The sequence below is a fragment of the Pantoea sp. X-Soil-MYKO-1289 genome, from assembly GCF_059730625.1.
Map to the genome: position 1 here is coordinate 2,440,007 of NZ_AP036004.1, position 19,637 is coordinate 2,459,643.

General features: G+C 57.6%; 22 protein-coding genes. 10 read left to right on the forward strand and 12 right to left on the reverse strand.

The features are described 5' to 3' along the window. The first annotated feature begins 16 nt into the window (after positions 1-16). The 4 genes from hpxD to msrA all read left to right on the forward strand — a co-directional run bounded on the left by hpxD (position 17) and on the right by msrA (position 3,260). The gene (hpxD, locus tag AC6I7Z_RS11755; protein WP_497814334.1) at positions 17-1,048 is read left to right on the forward strand and encodes a molybdenum cofactor-independent xanthine hydroxylase subunit HpxD; all 1,032 of its coding nucleotides are present in this window, start codon (positions 17-19) and stop codon (positions 1,046-1,048) included. A gap of 12 nt (positions 1,049-1,060) precedes the next feature. Further along, positions 1,061-2,026, forward strand: coding sequence for a PDR/VanB family oxidoreductase (locus AC6I7Z_RS11760; protein ID WP_497814335.1), 966 nt, complete (start codon positions 1,061-1,063; stop codon positions 2,024-2,026). Between the two features lie 41 nt (positions 2,027-2,067). Continuing rightward, positions 2,068-2,634, forward strand: a complete 567-nt coding sequence (locus AC6I7Z_RS11765) for a flavin reductase family protein (RefSeq protein WP_033749763.1) — start codon at positions 2,068-2,070, stop codon at positions 2,632-2,634. 92 nt (positions 2,635-2,726) lie between these two features. Beyond that, positions 2,727-3,260 (forward strand): peptide-methionine (S)-S-oxide reductase MsrA, encoded by a 534-nt coding sequence (gene msrA / locus AC6I7Z_RS11770; protein WP_033749765.1) that lies wholly within the window; start codon positions 2,727-2,729, stop codon positions 3,258-3,260. A gap of 64 nt (positions 3,261-3,324) precedes the next feature. On the opposite strand, the gene AC6I7Z_RS11775 is transcribed toward msrA, so the two are convergent. The 10 genes from AC6I7Z_RS11775 to AC6I7Z_RS11820 form a co-directional block, all read right to left on the reverse strand. Next, a complete protein-coding gene (locus AC6I7Z_RS11775; RefSeq protein ID WP_497814336.1) occupies positions 3,325-4,407 on the reverse strand; it encodes an acyltransferase family protein in 1,083 nt (360 codons plus the stop codon). A gap of 453 nt (positions 4,408-4,860) precedes the next feature. Further along, on the reverse strand, positions 4,861-5,613 hold the full coding sequence (tcyN, locus tag AC6I7Z_RS11780; protein WP_033749768.1) for an L-cystine ABC transporter ATP-binding protein TcyN: 753 nt from the start codon (positions 5,611-5,613) through the stop codon (positions 4,861-4,863). Further along, positions 5,610-6,278, reverse strand: a complete 669-nt coding sequence (tcyL, locus tag AC6I7Z_RS11785) for a cystine ABC transporter permease (protein WP_048785860.1) — start codon at positions 6,276-6,278, stop codon at positions 5,610-5,612. Before tcyL ends, tcyN begins: the two co-directional genes overlap by 4 nt. Beyond that, on the reverse strand, positions 6,278-7,078 hold the full coding sequence (gene tcyJ / locus AC6I7Z_RS11790) for a cystine ABC transporter substrate-binding protein (protein WP_048785858.1): 801 nt from the start codon (positions 7,076-7,078) through the stop codon (positions 6,278-6,280). The genes tcyL and tcyJ overlap by 1 nt, the downstream gene beginning before the upstream one ends. 109 nt (positions 7,079-7,187) lie before the next feature. Continuing rightward, the gene (locus AC6I7Z_RS11795; protein ID WP_497814337.1) at positions 7,188-8,174 is read right to left on the reverse strand and encodes a D-cysteine desulfhydrase; all 987 of its coding nucleotides are present in this window, start codon (positions 8,172-8,174) and stop codon (positions 7,188-7,190) included. Positions 8,175-8,439: 265 nt separating this feature from the next. Beyond that, entirely contained in the window at positions 8,440-8,943 is a 504-nt protein-coding gene (fliZ, locus tag AC6I7Z_RS11800) for a flagella biosynthesis regulatory protein FliZ (protein WP_048785856.1), read from the reverse strand. A 49-nt stretch (positions 8,944-8,992) separates the two neighbouring features. Next, positions 8,993-9,715, reverse strand: coding sequence for an RNA polymerase sigma factor FliA (locus AC6I7Z_RS11805; RefSeq protein ID WP_033749775.1), 723 nt, complete (start codon positions 9,713-9,715; stop codon positions 8,993-8,995). A 143-nt stretch (positions 9,716-9,858) separates the two neighbouring features. Beyond that, positions 9,859-10,827, reverse strand: coding sequence for an HNH endonuclease signature motif containing protein (locus AC6I7Z_RS11810; protein WP_497814338.1), 969 nt, complete (start codon positions 10,825-10,827; stop codon positions 9,859-9,861). Positions 10,828-10,991: 164 nt separating this feature from the next. Further along, positions 10,992-12,194 carry a flagellin lysine-N-methylase gene (fliB, locus tag AC6I7Z_RS11815; RefSeq protein WP_497814339.1) on the reverse strand — a complete coding sequence of 401 codons (1,203 nt, stop codon included), beginning with the start codon at positions 12,192-12,194 and terminating at the stop codon, positions 10,992-10,994. A gap of 168 nt (positions 12,195-12,362) precedes the next feature. Further along, the gene (locus AC6I7Z_RS11820) at positions 12,363-13,565 is read right to left on the reverse strand and encodes a FliC/FljB family flagellin (protein ID WP_497814340.1); all 1,203 of its coding nucleotides are present in this window, start codon (positions 13,563-13,565) and stop codon (positions 12,363-12,365) included. A 338-nt stretch (positions 13,566-13,903) separates the two neighbouring features. On the opposite strand from AC6I7Z_RS11820, the gene fliD reads away from it, so the two are divergent. The 4 genes from fliD to amyA all read left to right on the forward strand — a co-directional run bounded on the left by fliD (position 13,904) and on the right by amyA (position 17,704). Continuing rightward, entirely contained in the window at positions 13,904-15,325 is a 1,422-nt protein-coding gene (gene fliD / locus AC6I7Z_RS11825; protein WP_497814341.1) for a flagellar filament capping protein FliD, read from the forward strand. A gap of 18 nt (positions 15,326-15,343) precedes the next feature. After that, a complete protein-coding gene (fliS, locus tag AC6I7Z_RS11830) occupies positions 15,344-15,754 on the forward strand; it encodes a flagellar export chaperone FliS (RefSeq protein ID WP_033749785.1) in 411 nt (136 codons plus the stop codon). Next, the gene (gene fliT, locus AC6I7Z_RS11835) at positions 15,754-16,122 is read left to right on the forward strand and encodes a flagella biosynthesis regulatory protein FliT (RefSeq protein ID WP_497814342.1); all 369 of its coding nucleotides are present in this window, start codon (positions 15,754-15,756) and stop codon (positions 16,120-16,122) included. The genes fliS and fliT overlap by 1 nt, the downstream gene beginning before the upstream one ends. Before the next feature lie 100 nt (positions 16,123-16,222). Beyond that, positions 16,223-17,704, forward strand: a complete 1,482-nt coding sequence (gene amyA, locus AC6I7Z_RS11840; protein ID WP_497814343.1) for an alpha-amylase — start codon at positions 16,223-16,225, stop codon at positions 17,702-17,704. 49 nt (positions 17,705-17,753) lie between these two features. Here amyA and yedD read toward each other — a convergent pair whose 3' ends face one another. Continuing rightward, positions 17,754-18,233, reverse strand: a complete 480-nt coding sequence (gene yedD, locus AC6I7Z_RS11845) for a lipoprotein YedD (protein ID WP_497814344.1) — start codon at positions 18,231-18,233, stop codon at positions 17,754-17,756. Between the two features lie 196 nt (positions 18,234-18,429). On the opposite strand from yedD, the gene AC6I7Z_RS11850 reads away from it, so the two are divergent. Continuing rightward, positions 18,430-18,753 carry a DUF6388 family protein gene (locus tag AC6I7Z_RS11850; RefSeq protein WP_497814345.1) on the forward strand — a complete coding sequence of 108 codons (324 nt, stop codon included), beginning with the start codon at positions 18,430-18,432 and terminating at the stop codon, positions 18,751-18,753. Between the two features lie 348 nt (positions 18,754-19,101). Next, entirely contained in the window at positions 19,102-19,341 is a 240-nt protein-coding gene (locus AC6I7Z_RS11855; RefSeq protein ID WP_033749793.1) for a DinI-like family protein, read from the forward strand. A 25-nt stretch (positions 19,342-19,366) separates the two neighbouring features. Here AC6I7Z_RS11855 and AC6I7Z_RS11860 read toward each other — a convergent pair whose 3' ends face one another. Further along, positions 19,367-19,633 carry a hypothetical protein gene (locus AC6I7Z_RS11860; RefSeq protein WP_033749795.1) on the reverse strand — a complete coding sequence of 89 codons (267 nt, stop codon included), beginning with the start codon at positions 19,631-19,633 and terminating at the stop codon, positions 19,367-19,369. Between the last annotated feature and the right edge of the window lie 4 nt (positions 19,634-19,637).

Sequence of the window (19,637 nt, forward strand, 5' to 3'; positions counted from 1 at the left end):
CAGACAGGTAATCGCCATGAAACAACCTTCGCCTCCCGCCCATTGCACCTTTGAACCTGACGACTGGCTGCGGCTGGCGCGCTGCTGGCATCCCGTGGCGCGTCTGTGCGACGTTGGCCCCGCGCCGATGAAAGCGGTGCTGCTTGACGAGCAGCTGGTGATCTACCGCATTAATGAGCAGATCGTCGCCGCGAAAGATGTCTGTCCGCACCGCGGCGTGCCGCTGACGCTCGGCTTCCACGACGAGCACGGCATCATCTGCCCCTACCACGGACTGCGCTTCGGCGAGGATGGCCGCTGTAACCGCATTCCCTCCAGCCCCAACCAGCCGGTGCCCGCCAAGCTCAATCTCATCAACTTTCCCGTAGAAGTGCGCTTTGGGCTGGTATGGGTCTGCCTCGCGCCAGATGCGGATAACCCAGCCGCGCTGCCGCAGATGCCGCACTGGGACGACGCCGGTTTTCAGCAGATCACCTGTCCTCCTTTCGACGTCGCCGGCTTTGCCGGACGCCAGGTAGAGGGATTTCTCGACGTCGCCCATTTCGCCTGGGTACACAGCGAAACCTTCGCCGATCCCGGCAATCAGGAGGTGCCGCCCTACAACCCGGTCGAGACGGAGTATGGCTTTGCGGTGGATTACTGGAGCACGGTCTCCAACTTCGCGGCGGGCTCCGATCAGCAGGCGCCGGAGGGCTTCCAGTGGCTGCGCCATTTTGAGATGCATCTTCCCTTTACCGCCACGCTGACGGTGCATTTCCCCGATGCCGCGCGCCTGGTGATTATGAACGCCGCCTCGCCGGTCTCGGCGCGTAAAACGCGGATGTTCGCGCCCATCGCGCGCAACTTCGACCTGCATATTCCGGTCGAGGAGGTGCACGCCTTTAACCATCGGGTGTTCGAGGAGGATCGGCTGATGGTGGAGACGCAGATGCCGGAGCGCCTGCCGCTCGACCTGACGCTGGAGGCGCATATTCCCGCCGACCGCAGCTCTATCGCCTACCGTCGCGGCCTGAAAAAACAGGGCTACGGCGACTTTTTCCTGGTGTAGCAAGGAGATGAGATGACGACTTTTACGGTAACTGTCGACGGTTTATCGCGTCAGGGACGCCACGCCGTCGCGCTGAGCCTGGTGCGCGACGACGGCCAACCGCTGCCGCGCTGGGAAGCGGGCGCGCATATCGATCTGCAGCTGGGCAACGGCATGATGCGGCAATATTCGCTGACCGGTTCGCCGCTGCGCCAGGATCGCTATCTGATCTGCGTCGGGCTGGCCGCCGATTCGCGCGGCGGCTCGCGCTATATCCATCAGCAGCTGCGGCTGGGCCAGCGTCTGACTATTTCCGCGCCGCGCAACCTGTTTCCGCTGGTGGCGGCGCAGCGCGTGGTGCTTATCGCCGCCGGCATCGGCCTGACGCCGCTGCTGGCGATGGCGGCGCAGCTTGAGGCGGACGCCGTGCCCTTTTCGCTGCACTATTATGTGAAGCAGCGTCAGGATGCGGCTCTGACGCGCCAGCTGCTACAGCCCTTTCGCCACGGCTACGGCGAGATCCTGTGCAGCGCCGAGGGCCAGAGCCCGCGTCAGCATCTGCCTGAGGCGCTGCGCGCGCCGGCGTCCGGGACGCATCTCTATCTCTGCGGGCCGCAGGGCTTTATGACGCATATTCAGCAGCAGGCGCAGGCGCTCGGCTGGCGTGCGGAGCAGCTGCATACCGAAGCCTTTAGCGCCGCCGCGCCGCCGCCGACCCAGCCAGCCGACGAGAGCTTTATCGTCACGCTCGCCTCTTCCGGCGCCAGCTGGCCGGTACCGGCGGATAAAACCATCGCCCGCGTGCTGCTGGAAAACGGCGTCGAGGTGCCGCTCTCCTGCGAAATGGGGCTGTGCGGCGCCTGTCTCACGCCGGTAGTGTCAGGTGAGGCGGATCATCGCGACACGGTGCAGACCGAAACGGAAAAGTCTGCGCCGCTTCAACAAATCGCGCTCTGCTGCTCGCGCAGCCGCAGTAAAGCGCTGGTGATCGACCTGTAGCTTCTACACTTAAAGGCATCGCCCCGAAATAAGGAGATGTCATGAGTCAACGTCTGCATAAAACCGCCTTTCCAGTCAGCAAGGCGCGTAAATATCTCGAGCCCGGCCCGGTGCTGCTGCTCAGCTCGCAGTTCGACACCCATAGCGACATCATGACGCTCGGCTGGCATACGGTGCTGGAGTTTTCGCCGTCGCTGGTCGGCTGCATGATCTCCAGCATGAACCACAGTCACGCGCTGATCCGCGACAGCGGGCAGTGCGTGCTAAACGTTCCCTCGGCGGATTTGATCGATAAGGTGGTCGCTATCGGCAACAGCCACGGCGACAAGCTGGATAAGTTCGACGCGTTTGGCCTCACCGCCGAGCCGGCCAGCGTAGTGAACGCCCCGCTGATCAATGAGTGTTTCGCCAGCTTTGAGTGTCAGCTCTATGACGATTCGATGGTGGATAACTACAACCTGTTTATTTTCGAGATCGTTAAAGCCCACGTCGCCGACGAGCCGGAATTTCCGCCAACGCTGCACTACACCGGCGAAGGCCGCTTTACTATTATGGGCGACCGGGTGCTGGATCGCAGCGGGCAGTTTAAACCTGAGATGCTGATTTAGCCTGTCATCGGCCAATCTTGTCCTGCGCGGGTTGAAAAGGCGCGCAGCCGTCCCTACTCTCTCATACTCGACCTCGACAGGAGTTAAGCATTATGGCAATCGAATACGCAGTGATCGCAGGCGGCTGTTTCTGGTGTACCGAAGCGGTTTTTAAAGATGTGATCGGCGTGGAGTCGGTTGAAAGCGGCTATACCGGCGGCGCGCGTCCTAATCCGACCTATGAGCAGGTCTGCAGCGGCGCGACCGGCCATGCGGAAGCGATTCGCATCGGATTCGATCCAGAGAAAGTGAGCTACGGCGATCTGCTGGATATCAGCTTCGCTACCCACGATCCGACGCAGCTTAACCGCCAGGGCAACGACATCGGCACGCAGTACCGTTCCGCCATCTTCCCCGCCACCCCGGAGCAGGAAGCTGAGGCGGTCGCCGCTATTGCGCGCGCGCAGCAGGACCATCAGGATCCGGTGGTCACCACCATTGAGCCGCTGAAAGAGTGGTATCCCGCCGAGGCCTATCATCAGGATTACTGGGAAGGCGCAGGCCAGCGCAACGGCTACTGCATGGCGGTGATTCCGCCGAAGCTGCAGAAGCTGCGTAAAAGCTTCGCCAACCGCGTGAAAAGCTAAGCCAGCAGCGGGTTTGCCGCCCGCTGCCGCGCACTGAATCAGCCCCGCTTCGCGGGGCTTTTTTTCAGGCGGCGGAACGGGCGCGCTTCAGGCCGATCAGCGTCGGGAAGATAAACAGCGACTGCCCCAGCCCGCGATTGGTCACCGACCACACCGCCACCGAGCAGAGCGAACAGAGGCCCACAATCGCCACCGGATAGAGGCAGGCCCACAGAAACGAGAACCAGGCGTGCTCGAACAGGTGGTGCCGCTGAGCGAACAGAATCGCCGACATGCCGAAGAACTCGATAAAGATGCGGTGAATGACGTAAATCTGCAGCGTGTTGCGCCCTATCCAGTTCATATAGCTCATGCTGAAATGCTGATTGAGCCAGCGGCAGGCCGCCACGCTCCCCAGCACCGCGATAATGCACATAAACAGGCTCTTATCGAGGCCGAAAATAACGTGAATGCCCGCCAGCGCCGCCAGTATCGCCCAGGGCACCATATTTTCACGACGCCATTCGCTCAGGCGCAGCATCATCGGGCTCCAGAAAACGCCCAGCAGGAAGAACAGGAAATATTGCGCCACGCTCTGCGGGCCCCAGAAGGGAATAATCTTCTCAACCGCCAGGTAATTAAGCAGCACCGCGACCGCCAGCAGGGCCACTTTATACTGGCGAAATATTTTGGCGCAGAGGAAATATAAGCCAAGCCCGTAGAGATACCAGGAGGTGCTCATTGCCAGAAAAGTCAGTTTTAAAAACTCCAGCAGCGACCCGGCATAGGCGGCGTTAAGATTTTGCGAAATACGCTGGCCAGTTATTTCAGTCGAGATGCCGACAATCGACCACCACTGAATAAAGCCCCACAGAATGTAGAGATAAAAGAGATTGGTAATACGGCTGGTGAAAACCTGTTTCCAGGGACGATTAAGAATGCCATTAGTGGCCAGCAGGCCAGAGACAAAGAAAAAAGCGGGCATGCGCAGCGGCGACAGCACGGTATTAAACTGCACCCACATTTCCGCCGGGATCCAGCCTGCGGAAAGATACTTCAGCGTGCCTTCAAAGCCCGGCAGCACGGTGTGATAGAGCACGACCAGCAATATGCAGGCCCCCTTAAGGGTATTGACCCACGATATTTCATCTGACTTAGCGTTGTTCATGATTTGACTCCTGCTGTGTAGGTCAGAAACTGAAGAGGAAAAGAGTAAAACCGACATGATACTTTTTAGGATTATCTGGCGATTATTCGCCATTCCCCTGCCGCTGACTCTAGCGAAAGTCTTAAAAGTATTAGGCTGGCCCTGAATTAACAATGCTTTACTCGTCTCGCCTTTTCTTTACATTTCTTTTGCGCGGCGCTTTTTTAGTTAGCTGTTAACCACTAAGCAGAAAAATGCGTAAAACCGGCAATAGTTATTTACGCAGGTAAATAGGAGTAAACCTGAAGCGGTAAAACCAGATAATGCTCGATGCGCGCGGAAATATTTAAATATTTTGCCCCAAATTGTTTAAGCATAAATAATTAGCTGTGCTAAGGCGCATAAGATAATAGTTTGCGGGTGCGGCTTGCGCGCAGCAGAAAAGTGGAATACGCCTCCGAAGAGGCGTATTTATTACTGGTTGAGGAATTTATCGAGGAACTGCCGGGTACGCGCCTGCTGGGGATTGCTGAACAGCGCTTTCGCCGCGCCCTGCTCTACGATGCGCCCCTGATCCATAAAAATCGCCCGATCCGCTACGTCGCGGGCAAAGCTCATCTCATGGGTCACGATGACCATGGTGCGCTTCTCCTGCGCCAGCGCGCGAATGGTGTTGAGCACCTCGCCCACCAGCTCGGGATCGAGCGCCGAGGTCGGCTCGTCAAACAGGATAACCTGCGGACGCATCGCCAGCGCGCGGGCGATAGCGACGCGCTGCTGCTGGCCGCCGGAGAGGCGACGCGGGAAACTGCTCTCTCTGCCCTGCAGCCCCACTTTCTCCAGCAGCGCGCGCGCACGCGCTTCGGCTTCCCCTTTCGGTTCGCCTTTGACGATTACCGGCCCTTCAATAATGTTTTCCAGCACCGAGCGGTGGGGAAACAGATTGAAGTTCTGGAACACAAAGCCGACCTGCTGACGCAGCTGACGCACCTGCTCTTTCTGCTTTGTCTGCGCCAGCCGGGCGTCGATGGCGATCTCGCCCACCTTGATGGTGCCGCTGTCCGGCGTTTCCAGCAGGTTGATACAGCGCAGCAGCGTGGTTTTACCCGAGCCGCTGGGGCCGATAATCGCCACCACTTCGCCGGAAGCCACCTCAAGGTCGATGCCGTGCAGCACCGTCTGGCCATTGAAGGTCTTCACCAGCTTGCTGATTTCGATGGCGCTCATTTCGCCTCCTCATCCTGACGATTAACCCGTTTTTCCAGCCTGTTTTGCAGCGCCGACAGCACGGTCGCCATGACCCAGTAGATCAGCGACGCCGCCAGGTACATGGTGAAAACCTCCAGCGTGCGCGAGGTAATCAGCTGCGCCTGACGGAACAGCTCCGGCACCTGAATGGTTGCCGCCAGCGAGGTGTCTTTCACCAGGCTGATAAAGCTGTTGCCGAGCGGCGGCAGCGCCGTGCGCGCCGCCTGGGGCAAAATGACGCGGCGCAGCGTCTGCCAGCGGGTCATGCCGATACTCGCCGCCGCTTCCCACTGGCCGCGCTCAATGGCCGCAATCGCGCCGCGCAGCGACTCCGACGCGTAGGCGGCGGTATTTAGCGACAGGCCAATCATGGCGGAGGGAATGGGATCGAGCTCGATACCAAACTGCGGCAGACCGTAGTAAATCATAAACAGCTGCGCAATCAGCGGCGTGCCGCGAAACACCGACACGTAAAAGCGGGAGAGCAGGCTAACGGGCCAGAAACGCGACAGCCGCATCAGCGCCAGCACAAAGCCCAGCACCAGCCCGAAAAACATGCCGCCGATACTGAGCTGTAGCGTAAAGAGCGCGCCTTTTAATAAAAAAGGTGCTGAATCCAGCACCAGTTGAAGACTTTCCTGCATTACTTAGTCACATCCGCGCCGAACCATTTTTCAGAGAGTTTGGTCAGCGAACCATCTTTCTGCATGGCGGCGATCGCCTGATTGACGGCGTTAAGCAGATCGTCGTTGCCTTTGCGCAGCGCGACGCCTGACTCGAGGCGTGAGAACGGCGCGCCTGCGACGGCCATGGTGTTGCCGGTTTTCTTCACCAGATCGAGCGCGGCCAGACGATCCACCAGGATGGCATCAAGACGGCCAGAGCGCAGATCCTGATATTTGGTCGGGTCGTCGTCATAGGTACGGATATCGACGCCTTTCACGTTGTCGCGCAGCCACTGCTCATAGTTCGAGCCCAGGCCGACGCCGACTTTCTTACCGGCCAGATCTTCCGGCTTGCTGATGGTGCCCGCTTTCGCCTTCATCGTCAGCGCCTGCACGCCAGAGATGGTATACGGCGTAGAGAAGTCATACTTCTTCTTGCGCTCGTCGGAGATGGTCACCTGATTGATCACCACGTCGATGCGTTTTGAGTCCAGCGACGCCAGCATGCCGTCCCATTTGGTCGGCTGCAGTTTGGCCTTCACGCCGAGATGCTGCGCCAGCTGCTGCGCGAACTCCACTTCGAATCCGGTCAGCTTGCCGCTCTCATCCTGAAAGCTGAACGGCGGATAGGTGCCTTCCAGGCCGACGCGCAGCTCGCCCTTGTCTTTGACCTGCGCCAGCAGGTTTTCCGCCGCGTGCGTCTTCAGGTTAACGCCGGCAATCAGCGCCGCCGCCATCACGCCCATCGCCAGATGGCGACCAACACGAGAAAAAATCATATCTACCCCATTTATTAGTATGTGATGTGTGTGTTGTCAGGCCGCGCCTGCGCGCCGCCCGGTACTGCTGTAATAACCCGCGAAGTATAAACGTTTTTTTTCTAACTGCTCAGACCGAAGGATGATAAGCAAATAACGCTGGCGCGCCGCCGGTGTGGACGAACAGCAGCGGCCCTTCGCGGCGGAAACGGTTCTGGCTGATGCCGTCGAGCAGTCCCGCCATCGCTTTGCCGGTGTAAACCGGATCGAGCAGGATGCCCTCCAGCCGCGCCAGCAGCTTCACCGCCTCCATTCCCTCCTGGTTCGGCTCGCCGTAGCGTGGGCCAAAGTAGTCGTCCCACAGGGTCAAGGAGGCGGTGCTGGTCAACTCCAGTCTGGCGATCAGCTGCTGCCGCAGGCTATCCACCACCGGCAGCTGCTGCTCCGCGTGGCGCGACACGGTGACGCCGATCACCTCCGTTTCCGGCAGCAGCTGCTCAAGGCCGACCGCCAGGCCGGCGTGGGTGCCGGCGCTGCCGGATGCGACCACTACCGCGGCGAAGTCGACCACGCCTTCGCTCTGGTGCGCAATCTCCTGCGCGCAGTCGATATAGCCGAGCGCGCCGAGCCAGTTCGAACCGCCGACCGGCACCACATAGGGACGAAAGCCCTGCGCCTCAAGACGTTCCGCCTGCGCCGCCAGCTGTGCCGCCGGATTGTCCAGCGCCTCCACCAGCACGATTTCGCAGTCGAACAGATCCAGCAGCAGGCGGTTGCCGTTGCTGAGGTAGTTTTCCGCCTGGGTAGCGATCGGGTTCTCCAGCAGCGCGACGCACTTCAGGCCGAGCTTCGCGGCGACGGCGGCGGTCTGACGCACGTGGTTGGACTGGATGGCGCCCGCCGTCAGCAAGACGTCCGCCCCTTCGCGCAGCGCATCTGCCGCCAGGAACTCCAGCTTGCGCAATTTATTGCCGCCCAGCGCGATGGGCGTGACATCGTCACGTTTAATAAAGATATCGCGGCCGACGTAGTCGGAAAGGCGCGGCAGGTGCTCCAGCGGCGTAGGCGCGCCGAGCAGTTCCAGACGCGGATAGTGATGAACAAGATGTAAAGACAATGCGGCCTCCAGGGCAGTCACGGTTATCTTTACAGTGTTGCAGAAGTTGCGCGAAGGATCATCTGGCATCGCGCGTAAAAGAGGCGGTTGAGTAACCTGATGTAACGCCGCTCGCTCACAGGCGCAGGCTGAGCGGGTCTTCGCGCCTGGCATAGCCATCCGCCGCATGCTGAGTGCGCGGCGGCGGATGGCTTAACGCGCTGCTGGCGTTATCTGGCTCGCTTCCGCCTGGGCGGAACGATTCAGAATGCCAGCGCTTCGGCAGCTAGCTGCGCTGCCACCCCAAAAACTGGTCATATTTGCGTAGCGCGATGCGGTAGTTATTATTTCCCGCATCGGGCAGATCGTTTTCCAGACACTCGTGCCAGCTGTTGCCGCTTAAACGGTCAGCCGGGAAATTTTTGGCCTTAAGCATATCGTCCAGACGACGCAGCCGTACCACATATTCGCGGATGGTGCTGTGGCTCATTTCCGTCTGCTCAAACAGATACTGCTTGAATGCCATAATGTCGAAGTAATTAGGATGCGTATTGCAAAAAATATCACTACAGAAACGGCACAGCGCGGTCAGTTCTGGCTGTAATTTCAGCCACAGCTGCTCATCAATCATTTGGTCCATGCGCGCAATGGCCTCTTTATTGATGATCTGACCGCGAAAGACCAACGCCATGCGGTCCAGTACTTTGCCACAGTGTGAACAGTGGCTCTGGCTATGTTTGTAGTCTTTAAGATAACGGCTTAAAGGTCTGGCCTTGGATTTGGCTCCCATTGCTGAGTCCCCGGTTTTATTATTTTTAGATCGCCAGGAACTGAGGCCGTCAGCGCGCTCCCGTAAGTCGGGCACGCAGGCGTTTTATCGCCTGACTGTGCAGTTGGCTGACGCGTGATTCTCCCACGTCGAGTACCGCTCCAATCTCTTTCAGGTTCAGTTCTTCCTGGTAGTACAGTGTCAGCACCATTTTTTCGCGATCGGGTAAGGCTTCGATCGCTTCAATGACGCGTTCACGCAGATTCCCTTCAAGCAGCTGATGCAGCGGATTGGCCTCTTCATGCCCTTCCGTGACCAGCTCCGCGCTGTCGCCGTGTTCTTCCCGATACTCGTCGTAGGAGAAGAGCTGGCTGTTGTTGGTATCCAGCAGGATCTGCCGATACTCTTCCATCGAAACATTCAGCCGATCGGCTACCTCCTGCTCGGTGGCGGCACGCCCCATCGTCTGCTCGACCTGGTGCATCGCGCCCGCCACTTCGCGCGCATTGCGCCGCACGCTGCGCGGCGCCCAGTCCCGGCTGCGAAGCTCATCCAGCATTGCGCCTCGGATGCGCTGCACGGCGTAGGTGGTGAATGCCGTTCCCTGCAGCGCGTCGTAACGCTCTACAGCGTTCAGCAAGCCAATCCCGCCGGCCTGCAGCAGATCGTCAAGCTCAACGCTGGCTGGCAGACGAACCTGCAGACGCAGCGCTTCATGGCGCACCAGCGGCACGTAGCGCTGCCAGAGCGAATGTTTATCCATCACGCCTTCGGCGGTATAGAAATCGTTCACGTTGACTACCCTGCGTTAATGAAGTTATCGGCAGGATTATCCAATTCTGTAGGGGGATCGATTGGCTGAATAGGCGGGCAAAAGCGAGGTTATTTCATTTTTGTTATGTCAAAGAGCGGATCGCTCCGCTCTCATCACGCCCCTTAATCTGACGCGCGCAGCCGCTGCCGCGTGGCAGGCGGCACCGCGTCCCATAACGCGCACACCTGGCCTTCAAGGGCCTGATAACAGGGGCTTATGCTTTGCTGGCTTTCCGCGTCGGGATGAAAGCGTATCTGGCCAGATTCACCATCGATGCTTATCAGTTTGTTAAGAAACAAACGCTGCAGATCGCTGCGCAAAAACAGACCGTTATCGACGCTGTTATCCGCCGGGCCGCCTTCGCTGTTTTCCCGCCTGTCGATATGGCAGGCCTCGACCCAGGGCCAGACAGGGCGATCGGTCAGGCGCGTGCCGGTGATGACGCAGCCGCCGTAGCGCGCTTTTACGGCCGTCAAAAACGCCTGCTGGCTGGCGCGCTGCAACAGGCTCTCCTTGACCCGCCGTCCCACCTCCATGCCCGCCATCACCGCCGTGGGCGCCTTATGCTGCGGCGTGCTCAGCACCACGATGAACTGCACAGGACGCGAGTGCGGGAAACAGGGACGCGCCTGAGGATCGAAGAGCTGCCACCAGGCCTCATTATCATCCTCGCGCATCAGCGCCAGCTGATAGCCGCGGCTGGCGAGCAGGTTCTGCGCGGCGGCGGAATGGGGATCGATCATGGCGTAAACGCGGCTTTCGCCCATCACCTGCCAGAGATTGTCGCGCTGCGCCTCGCCGCTGCGGCGAAAATAGGCAAAGGGCTGCTGCGACTTCAGGTAGTGCTCGAACCGGCGCAGATAGTTTTTGCGCTCGTTGTCGTCGGAGATAAACAGCAGATCCTCGAGCGGGCTATTGCTCTCTTCGCCAGCGAACACCGCGCGAATACGCAAGGCGCGGTAGCTGGTGGACGGGCTCAATAATCCGCGCACGGTCAGCGCCTTCTCGTCGGGATGCTGTCGCGCGTAACGCAGCGCGATCTCGTCGAAGGTGAGCTGCTCGCCAGGTAACAAGTCATAATTGAAGCGCATAGACACTCCAGAAATAGATCAAACTGAATGCGTGTGTTGTTCTGTAGGAAGTTATCGGCAGGCGCGCGGGGATCTGTAACGCATCAGGCAACGTGCAGGCGTCAGGAGAGAGGAATGGCGAAGGTCAGGCGGACTGTTCAGGCGAATCAGTACGCCTGCCTCACTTAGCGCAACAGATGAAGCAGCGAGAGATCGTCGTTAACTTTGCTTTTTTCAATTTCACGCATAAAAGCTTTATCGGAAATCTGATCGTGTTTCGTCACGGAGTGATAGCTGTAAATAATATTAATCACGTCGTTTTCACTGATAGTCCCTACCAGATCCAGGCTGGCTGAGAGTAGCGATCTCAGCAGGAACCACTCCGTCGTTAACAGATAGAGATTCGCGAGCGCGCTCTGCTCGCTGTGGGAAGGGAAGCCGTCGTGATACATCCGGTACTGCAGATAATTGCCCATAATATGCGGGCGCTCCGCCAGCCAGGGCTTTAGCTTATCCTGCCAGACGGCCGCCAGACGTTTCATCGATACCGTAACGTCATTGCCCTCAGCGAGATCGCTCTGAATGTAAATCAGCTTATTGACATAGTGACTAAGCGTCGCCGACCCGCGAATCGCCTTGTGGCTGCCGAGATAGGCCTGTAGCCGCAACAGCAATGCCCACTGCAGCTGATAGTCAGGCTTGATGCTGTCGATATTGGCCGCCATTTCTCCCTGTTCGATAAGATTCAGAACCGAGAAAAAGTACTCTTCAAGTCGGGTATATTTATCCGCGCTGTCGTCTGTTTTCTCGGCAAAAAGAAACAGCATCGCCATGCCGTAAAGCCCTTGCTCAATGCTGGCGCCGCTGGCCAGCAGCAGATTGCTGCACATCAGATTGATGAATCGCGACGCCTGATCGACTTCCGGCGCGTTCAGCGCTGAAATACGCAGCGCTTTTTTTTCATTAAGCAGCATGGCATCAGGGCTGGCCAGCAGCCCTTTTACCGCTTCCGGGCAGGAGAGCGTCAGGCTGTTCCTGATCTCATATTTGGTTTTTTTCTGCGAACGTGGATAGCTGGAACAGGTCGGGCTCAGCGCCTTTTCACCCATTTTTTTGTGGATGTTGCACAGGCTATTCTCATCGAGGAAAGCGCAGTTCCCACTGGTGGAGAGCTTCATGGTGCCCCAGTTATCAAAACTTTTTTTGGTTTTGATAATATTTTCTTCCGCAAGCTGGCGCACCGCAATGTCACCGCTCTTCAAATAGCGGTTGACCGCAGGCTTATCTAAATAGATATCCCAGCCTTTACAGCAGTGGTCCAGGCACGCGCTGCCGGCGCACTTAAATTCGCTGAAAAACAGCGGTTCAACTACCGAAATCTCTTTCATGATCTTACCTGCTGATGGCGTTAAAACGGCAAAAACACAATGACAGCGGCCAGCCTATCAGCAGTTCCGAGACCCCAATGCGCATAACACAGCGGCTTTCCTGGCGTTTTCTCAGGCATAAAAAAACCCCGCCGAAGCGGGGTTTTCAGGTAGTTCACCAGAGGGCGATTAGCCCTGCAGCAGAGACAGAACCTGCTGCGGAACCTGGTTAGCTTTCGCCAACACAGAGTTGCCTGCCTGCTGGATGATCTGCGCTTTAGACATGTTTGAAACTTCGGTCGCGTAGTCAGCATCCTGAATACGTGACTGTGCTTCAGACAGGTTAGTCGTGGTGTTGTTCAGGTTAGTTACCGCTGAATCCAGACGGTTCTGAATCGCACCCAGTGAAGAACGGAATTTGTCTACGCTGGCGATCGCGCTGTCGATTTTTGCCAGCGGGTCAGAGGTCGCACCGGTGGAGAAATCAGACAGGTTGATGTTTTTGGTGTCGATGGTGAACGCTGCGGTATTGCCGCCTGCAGTAGTGGTTGCCGCCTGCGGGTCAACAGCGATGTAGAAGTCCTGGCTTGCATTTTTAGCAATGTCAAAACCGTTCGCCTTCAGGTTGTTGGTTTCTGCATCAGAAGTAGATTTAATGGTCACTTTCGCGAACATGTTACCGTTCGCGTCTGTGTACACGTTGGTGCCGTCTACTTTCGCGCCGCCAGCGCCCAGGCCCAGACGGGTTGACAGGTCGTCAGCTGCGCCAGATTCCGCCACTGTAGCTTGAGAAACGTTACTGGTGGTGCCGTAGACTTTCTGGAAGTCAGCAGCAACGGCAGCGTTAATCGTGCCCTGCGGGCCAGTCACGTTCAGGGTGTCCAGCTTCAGCGTAGAAGAGTCGATTTTTTTCAGGTCGATGTCGATGGTTTCACCATCGTTCGCGCCAACCTGGATAGACATTTTGCCGTCTTTAGCCAGTACGTTCACGCCGTTGAACTGAGTCTGACCAGATACGCGGTCGATTTCGCTCAGGCGAGATTTGATTTCGTCCTGGATTGACGCTTTGTCAGAATCAGAGTTGGTGCCGTTCTGCGCCTGAACAGTCAGTTCACGGATACGCTGCAGGTTGTTGTTGATTTCTGACAGCGCGCCTTCAGTAGTCTGCGCAGCAGAGATACCGTCGTTGGCGTTACGTGCAGCCTGAGTCAGGCCTTTGATGTTGGACTGGAAACGGTTGGCAATCGCCTGACCAGCAGCGTCATCTTTCGCGCTGTTGATACGAAGACCAGAAGACAGACGCTCGATAGAGGTAGACAGAGCAGACTGGTTCTTGTTGATGTTGTTCTGAGTGATCAGCGAGAGGCTGTTGGTATTAATGACTTGGGCCATGATAAATATTCCTGTTAATCAAGTCTTTCGGTTAAGGTGTGGGCTTCAACCCGCCGGCTTCAGCGCCGTCAAAGTTGTTATCGTCTGCCCTTAAACAACCTTTAGAATTTTTTTAGTACCAGGTGAAAATTTTTTCCTTCAACCTGTCACGCTTATCTTTATCGCCCTCGCCCGCCACTTCTTTAGAAGAAAATCACTTCCTTTCTAGCCGTTGAAATACCCTTCTCTATATACGCTATTCGCTTTATCGCGCAGTGATGAATAACTTTAAACTTTCCTTATTCGCCGCCGATAACCCCGGTATTCACTCTCCGTGTCGACATGATAAGGAAACAAACATGGCAAGTATCTCTACCCTGGGTGTCGGTTCAGGCCTGGATTTGAGCAGTATTCTCGACAGTATGCAGACGGCGGAAAAAGCCGCGCTGACCCCGATTTCTAAACAGCAGACTTCCTATACCGCCAAGCTGAGCGCCTACGCGACGCTGAAAAGCGCGCTGACCACCTTTCAGACGGCGAACACCACGCTGAATAACGCCAGCCTGTTTAGCGCCACGACGGCGACCAGCAGCTCAACCGCCTTCAGCGCCACCACCTCCGGCAGCTCCGTCGCGGCTGGCAAGTACACCATTAGCGTGACGCAGCTGGCGCAGGCGCAGACGCTGACCTCGGCGGTACAGAGCAGCAACACCGCCGCGCTGGGCGACAGCTCCGCCAGCAGCCGCACGCTGAGCATCGCGCTGGCGGACGGCTCCAGCAAAGACATTACCCTGACCAGCGCGCAGACCTCGCTGACCGGCATGCGCGACGCCATCAACGGCGCCAGCGCGGGCGTGACCGCCAGCATTATCAAGGTTGGGGATGGCAGCTACCGCCTCTCGATCAGCGCAAATGAGAGCGGTTCCGGCAAAGCGGTCAGCTCGATTAAAGTCACCGGCGACGATACGCTGGCGGGCATCGTCGGCTACGACGCCAGCGCCACCAGCAATGGGATGACCGAAAGCGTCACGGCGCAGAATGCCAAACTGACGGTGAATAATGTCGCTATCGAAAGCAGCAGCAATACCATCAGCGACGCGCTGGAAGGCATTACGCTGAATCTCAGCGACGTCACCAGCGGCACCCAGACGCTGACGATCGCCTCCGATACCACTAAAGCCAACGCCGCTATCACCAGCTGGGTCTCCGCCTACAATACCCTGCAGGACACCTTTTCCAGCCTGACCAAATATACCGCGGTGGATGTGGGCGCGGACTCGCAGGATACCAGCAACGGCGCGCTGCTGGGCGACAGCACCTTGCGGACCATCCAGAACCAGCTGAAGAGCCTGCTGACCAATGCCGCCAGCTCCTCGACGTTCAAAACCATGGCGCAGATCGGCGTGACCTCCAACCCGACCACCGGGCAGCTGGAAGTCGACTCTGACAAGCTGAGCACCAGCCTGAAAAACAATATGTCGGACGTAAAAGAGATGATTATCGGCGACGGTAAGACCACCGGCATCGCCACCACCGTCTCCAGCAATCTGACCAGCTGGCTCTCCAGCACCGGCATCGTGCAGTCCGCCACCGACGGCGTCAGCAAGACGCTTAACGCCCTGACCGTCCAGTACAACTCGGTCAACGATCGCATTAACGACACCATCACGCGGCTGAAAGCGCAGTTCACGCAGCTCGACGTGGTGATGAGTTCGCTTAACCAGACCAGCAGCTACCTGACGCAGCAGTTCGACACCTCGAGCTCCAGCTCCAAAAGCTGATTTTAATAAGGAGTGATCATGTACACCGCAAACGGCATTCAGGCCTATGCAAAAATCGGCGTTGAAAGCGCCGTCATGAGCGCGAATCCGCATCAGCTGGTCAATATGCTGTTCGACGGCGCGCTGAGCGCGCTGGTGCGCGCCCGCCTGTTTATGCAGGACGGCAACATTGAGGGGAAAGGCCTCTCTCTTTCGAAGGCCATTAACATTATTGAAAACGGGCTTAAGCAGGGTCTCGCAGAAGAGAGCGGCGACGAGCTCACCACCAACTTGATTTCGCTTTACGCCTACATGGTGCGGCGACTCCTGCAGGCGAACTTACGCAACGACGTGGAGGCCATTGTTGAGGTCGAAGCGCTGCTGCGCAATATCGCTGATGCCTGGAAGGAAATCGCCCAGCCTCAACCTCTGATTCAGGACGCCGTTTAATGATACTAGCACCGCAACTGATTACCATTTACCAGCAGTTACTCGATCTCAGCCAGCAAATGCTGCGTCTTGCGGCCGAGGGCGAATGGGATGATTTGATCAAAAAGGAAGTTGATTACGTCAGCGCGGTGCAACGGCTGGCGCGATCGACCGAAGCCGCCTCGCCTTCCGTGCAGGCGCAGGAGCAGCTGCGTCCGGTTCTGCGCCATATTCTTGATAACGAAGTGGAAGTGAAGCGCCTGCTGCAGGAGCGTATGAACGAGCTTTCCACGCTGGTTAACCAGAACACCCGCCAGAAATCGGTGCTTAGCGCCTACGGCAAACAGGGCAGCGTGATGGTGCCGATGGAAAACCAGCCGCTCTCCTGATTCTGAAACGCACCGCGACAGAGAAAATAACTGTTCTGCCGGTGCGTCTTTTTTTCGCCGTGCTCCATACTTGCTTTTCCTTCCCGCTGGAGCACAGCAAATGCACAACCCGACGTTATTGCAATTTTTTCACTGGTATTACCCGGATGGCGGCCAGCTCTGGCCTGAAGTCGCTGAAAAAGCGCCCTGGCTGAGCGAGATCGGCATTACTATGGCCTGGCTGCCGCCTGCCTATAAAGGCGAATCAGGCGGCTATTCCGTGGGATACGACAGCTACGATCTCTTCGACCTGGGCGAATTCGATCAGAAAGGCAGCGTCGCCACCAAATATGGCGACAAGCAACAGCTGCAGGCGGCCGTGGACGCGCTGCGCGCCCATAATCTCGGCGTGCTGCTGGACGTGGTGGTGAACCATAAAATGGGCGCCGACGAGAAAGAGCGGGTGCGCGTTAACCGCGTCAACCCCGACAACCGCGACGAAATCAGTGACGAAGTCATCGAATGCGAAGCCTGGACGCGCTTTAGCTTCCCGGCGCGCGCGGGCGAATATTCCAAATTCGTCTGGGACTACAAATGCTTTAGCGGCGTCGACCATATCGAAAACCCGGATGAAAACGGCGTCTTCAAGATCGTTAACGACTACACCGCCGACGGCTGGAACGATCAGGTCGATAGCGAGCTGGGCAATTTTGACTACCTGATGGGCGCCAATATCGACTTCCGCAACAACGCCGTGCGCGAAGAGCTGAAATACTGGGCGCGCTGGGTCAGGGAACAGCTGCCCTGCACCGGCTTCCGCCTCGATGCGGTGAAGCATATTCCCGCCTGGTTCTACAAAGAGTGGATCGATCACGTTCAGGAGGTCGCCGACGAGCCGATGTTTATCGTCGCCGAGTACTGGTCGTTCGAGACTGATAAGCTGCTGGAGTATATCCAGCAGGTCGAGGGTAAAACCCTGCTGTTCGACGCGCCGCTGCATATGAACTTCCATCAGGCTTCTACTCAGGGCAGCGACTACGATCTCAGCCAGATCTTCGCCAACTCGCTGGTGCAGGCCGATCCCTGGCATGCGGTCACCATCGTCGCCAATCACGACACCCAGCCGCTGCAGTCGCTGGAGGCGCCGGTCGAGGCCTGGTTCAAGCCGCTCGCCTACGCGCTGATTCTGCTGCGCGAGCAAGGGGTGCCGACGGTGTTTTATCCCGACCTGTTCGGCGCCAGCTACGAAGATGAAGGCGGCGACGGCGATACCCACCGCGTCGAAATGCCCGCCATTCCAGAGCTGGAAGCGCTGATCCGCGCTCGCCAGGCTTATGGCTGGGGCGCGCAAACCGACTATTTCGATCATCCCAACTGCGTAGCCTTTAGCCGCAGCGGCACCGCTGAACAGCCGGGCTGCATCGTGATTATGTCGAACGGCGAAGAGGGCGAGAAAAGCGTGGCGATGGGCGACGGCTTTGCCGGTAAAGCCTGGCGCGACTATTTAGGTCATCGCGACGAGATCCTCACCGCTGATGAACAGGGCACGGTCGTGGTGCGCTGCAACGGCGGCAGCGTCAGCGTCTGGGTGCTGGCGGAGTAACGTGACGCGCCTTATTCCATCGCAGCTGACGGAATAAGGCGCGGCGGGATTACTGCTTGTTTTCGTTCGCCTGCGTGATGGCGGACTTCAGGATTTCCGGCTCGATGTTCTGGATCACGTCCGCATTCGGCTGTTTCGCCACCTCATCCAGCGCCTGCTGGCACTCTACCGTCGGGCGCTCGACCTTACGCAGCGTCAGCCCGTCATAGCGCAGCTCGCCGCCATCCAGCTCTAAAGGCATCACGCGCGACTGGCGGTTGACGTTAACGTAATCGCCGCTGAGCAGCGTCAGCTTGCCCGGCTTGGCGATAACGCGCATCCACTGGCGGCAGTCAAGCGTGCTGCCATCCGCATTGACGATCAGCGTGCCCAGCGCGCGATCGCTGCGCAACCCGCTCTGCGGGCCGACCGTTTGCCAGGTGCCCTGCAGGCTGGCGGGCGCCGGCGTCTGCACCGCATCCTGATAGCTGTTGATTTGCGCACAGCCGGCCAGCGCCAGCGCGGCCGTCGTCAGCATCCACTTTTTCATCGTTAATCCCTGAGATCGCTTCAATGGCGGCTAAGTTATAATTTTTCGCCTGCTTTCCGCAAGCTATCTACGTCCTGCTTCGCCTCGTACGGCCACTTTTTTTTCCTCCAGGCGGCTGTTTAACGGCGTCCTGACAAGGGCTGGAGGCTGAGTTACACTGGCGCGCTGCACCGCAATTAATCTTTCAGGAAACCTTATGAAAACGCCAGAAGCCTACTACGCGCAGGCGCGCGAGATGTTTTTTACCGCCCATGCCGATTTTCAGGCCGCGCTCGATGAGCTGACGGAGAGCGACGCGCGCCACGCCAATATGTCGCTGCGCCAGCTGCGCGAATGGCATGCGGAACGTATTTACGCCGCCTTCCTGCGCCAGAAAAATCTCGACGGCATGATCTTCTCTATCCAGCTTGCGGAGCCGGATAAAGCGGTGGCCGCCGAAGCCATTGAAAATTATCTTAAATTGCATGCTGAATCGCTGGGAATGACCTGGGAGGAGTTCTGCATTAAGAACGAGCTTTAAGCGACCGAAAGCGGCAACACCTCCAACCAGTAAAATAAATCAGGATTAAATTGTACAAGAAGATAAAACTTGTATAACTTTACTGGACGACTTCGGTCGTGATTGTCCTTGAACGAATGGTGCGCTTGCACCGCCTCTGGAGGTGTTGCTGGATTTCCACCTCCAGAGGTTTGATTTTTTCCCTGTATTTCTCTTCTTGCCCTCCGTTCCCCTTCCCGGCTTTGTTATCTGCGAAGAATTTGCGCATCACGCCGAAAAAAAAGCGCTCAATACGCCTGCGAGGCTTGTCACTGGTTGGATTTACAGTATGATGTGCCAGCGAATTTCTTCCCTGTATGGAATACCAGTATGTTTGTGGAATTGATTTACGATAAGCGTAACGTAGCCGGCCTGCCAGGCGCGCGCGAAATGATTTTACGGGAGCTGGAAAAGCGCGTGCAGCGCGTCTTCCCGGAGATTGAGGTGCGCGTAAAGCCGATGGAGCGCAACGCCATCGAAACCGATTTGAGCAAGAACGATAAGGCCACGGTGGCGCGCATTGTCGAAGAGATGTTTGACGAGGCGGAAATGTGGCTGGTGGCCGACTAAGCGCCGACCACCGCCGGGAGCAGGATTATTTCTCCTGCTCGCTGTGGTTAATGGCGATTTCGATATCCTGAATCGCGGCGTCCAGGTCATCCAGCAGCGTGCCCTGTTTGTTCAGCAGCGCATCAATGCGCCCGGCAAACTCCGGATCTTTATATTCGCCGGCATCGAACGCGAGCCAGTGGCTGGAAAGCGTCTCGGTATTGGTTTGCGCGTAGTGGCGCATCTCTTTCAGCTGCGAGGTCACATCGCGCAGGTAGTCAGTTTTGCTTTTCGTTTCCACTGAATCACTCATGCTG

Bases quoted from the DNA above. Each gene is read 5' to 3' on its own strand.
- AC6I7Z_RS11765 (WP_033749763.1), top strand. From the start codon at position 2,068: ATGAGTCAACGTCTGCATAAAACCGCCTTTCCAGTCAGCAAGGCGCGT.
- fliS (WP_033749785.1), top strand. From the start codon at position 15,344: ATGTACACCGCAAACGGCATTCAGGCCTATGCAAAAATCGGCGTTGAA.
- AC6I7Z_RS11850 (WP_497814345.1), top strand. From the start codon at position 18,430: ATGAAAACGCCAGAAGCCTACTACGCGCAGGCGCGCGAGATGTTTTTT.
- tcyL (WP_048785860.1), bottom strand. From the start codon at position 6,278: ATGCAGGAAAGTCTTCAACTGGTGCTGGATTCAGCACCTTTTTTATTA.
- msrA (WP_033749765.1), top strand. From the start codon at position 2,727: ATGGCAATCGAATACGCAGTGATCGCAGGCGGCTGTTTCTGGTGTACC.
- AC6I7Z_RS11820 (WP_497814340.1), bottom strand. From the start codon at position 13,565: ATGGCCCAAGTCATTAATACCAACAGCCTCTCGCTGATCACTCAGAAC.
- hpxD (WP_497814334.1), top strand. From the start codon at position 17: ATGAAACAACCTTCGCCTCCCGCCCATTGCACCTTTGAACCTGACGAC.
- AC6I7Z_RS11760 (WP_497814335.1), top strand. From the start codon at position 1,061: ATGACGACTTTTACGGTAACTGTCGACGGTTTATCGCGTCAGGGACGC.
- fliZ (WP_048785856.1), bottom strand. From the start codon at position 8,943: ATGGGAGCCAAATCCAAGGCCAGACCTTTAAGCCGTTATCTTAAAGAC.
- AC6I7Z_RS11860 (WP_033749795.1), bottom strand. From the start codon at position 19,633: ATGAGTGATTCAGTGGAAACGAAAAGCAAAACTGACTACCTGCGCGAT.
- yedD (WP_497814344.1), bottom strand. From the start codon at position 18,233: ATGAAAAAGTGGATGCTGACGACGGCCGCGCTGGCGCTGGCCGGCTGT.
- AC6I7Z_RS11775 (WP_497814336.1), bottom strand. From the start codon at position 4,407: ATGAACAACGCTAAGTCAGATGAAATATCGTGGGTCAATACCCTTAAG.
- tcyJ (WP_048785858.1), bottom strand. From the start codon at position 7,078: ATGATTTTTTCTCGTGTTGGTCGCCATCTGGCGATGGGCGTGATGGCG.
- fliT (WP_497814342.1), top strand. From the start codon at position 15,754: ATGATACTAGCACCGCAACTGATTACCATTTACCAGCAGTTACTCGAT.
- amyA (WP_497814343.1), top strand. From the start codon at position 16,223: ATGCACAACCCGACGTTATTGCAATTTTTTCACTGGTATTACCCGGAT.
- AC6I7Z_RS11855 (WP_033749793.1), top strand. From the start codon at position 19,102: ATGTTTGTGGAATTGATTTACGATAAGCGTAACGTAGCCGGCCTGCCA.
- fliB (WP_497814339.1), bottom strand. From the start codon at position 12,194: ATGAAAGAGATTTCGGTAGTTGAACCGCTGTTTTTCAGCGAATTTAAG.
- tcyN (WP_033749768.1), bottom strand. From the start codon at position 5,613: ATGAGCGCCATCGAAATCAGCAAGCTGGTGAAGACCTTCAATGGCCAG.
- fliD (WP_497814341.1), top strand. From the start codon at position 13,904: ATGGCAAGTATCTCTACCCTGGGTGTCGGTTCAGGCCTGGATTTGAGC.
- AC6I7Z_RS11810 (WP_497814338.1), bottom strand. From the start codon at position 10,827: ATGCGCTTCAATTATGACTTGTTACCTGGCGAGCAGCTCACCTTCGAC.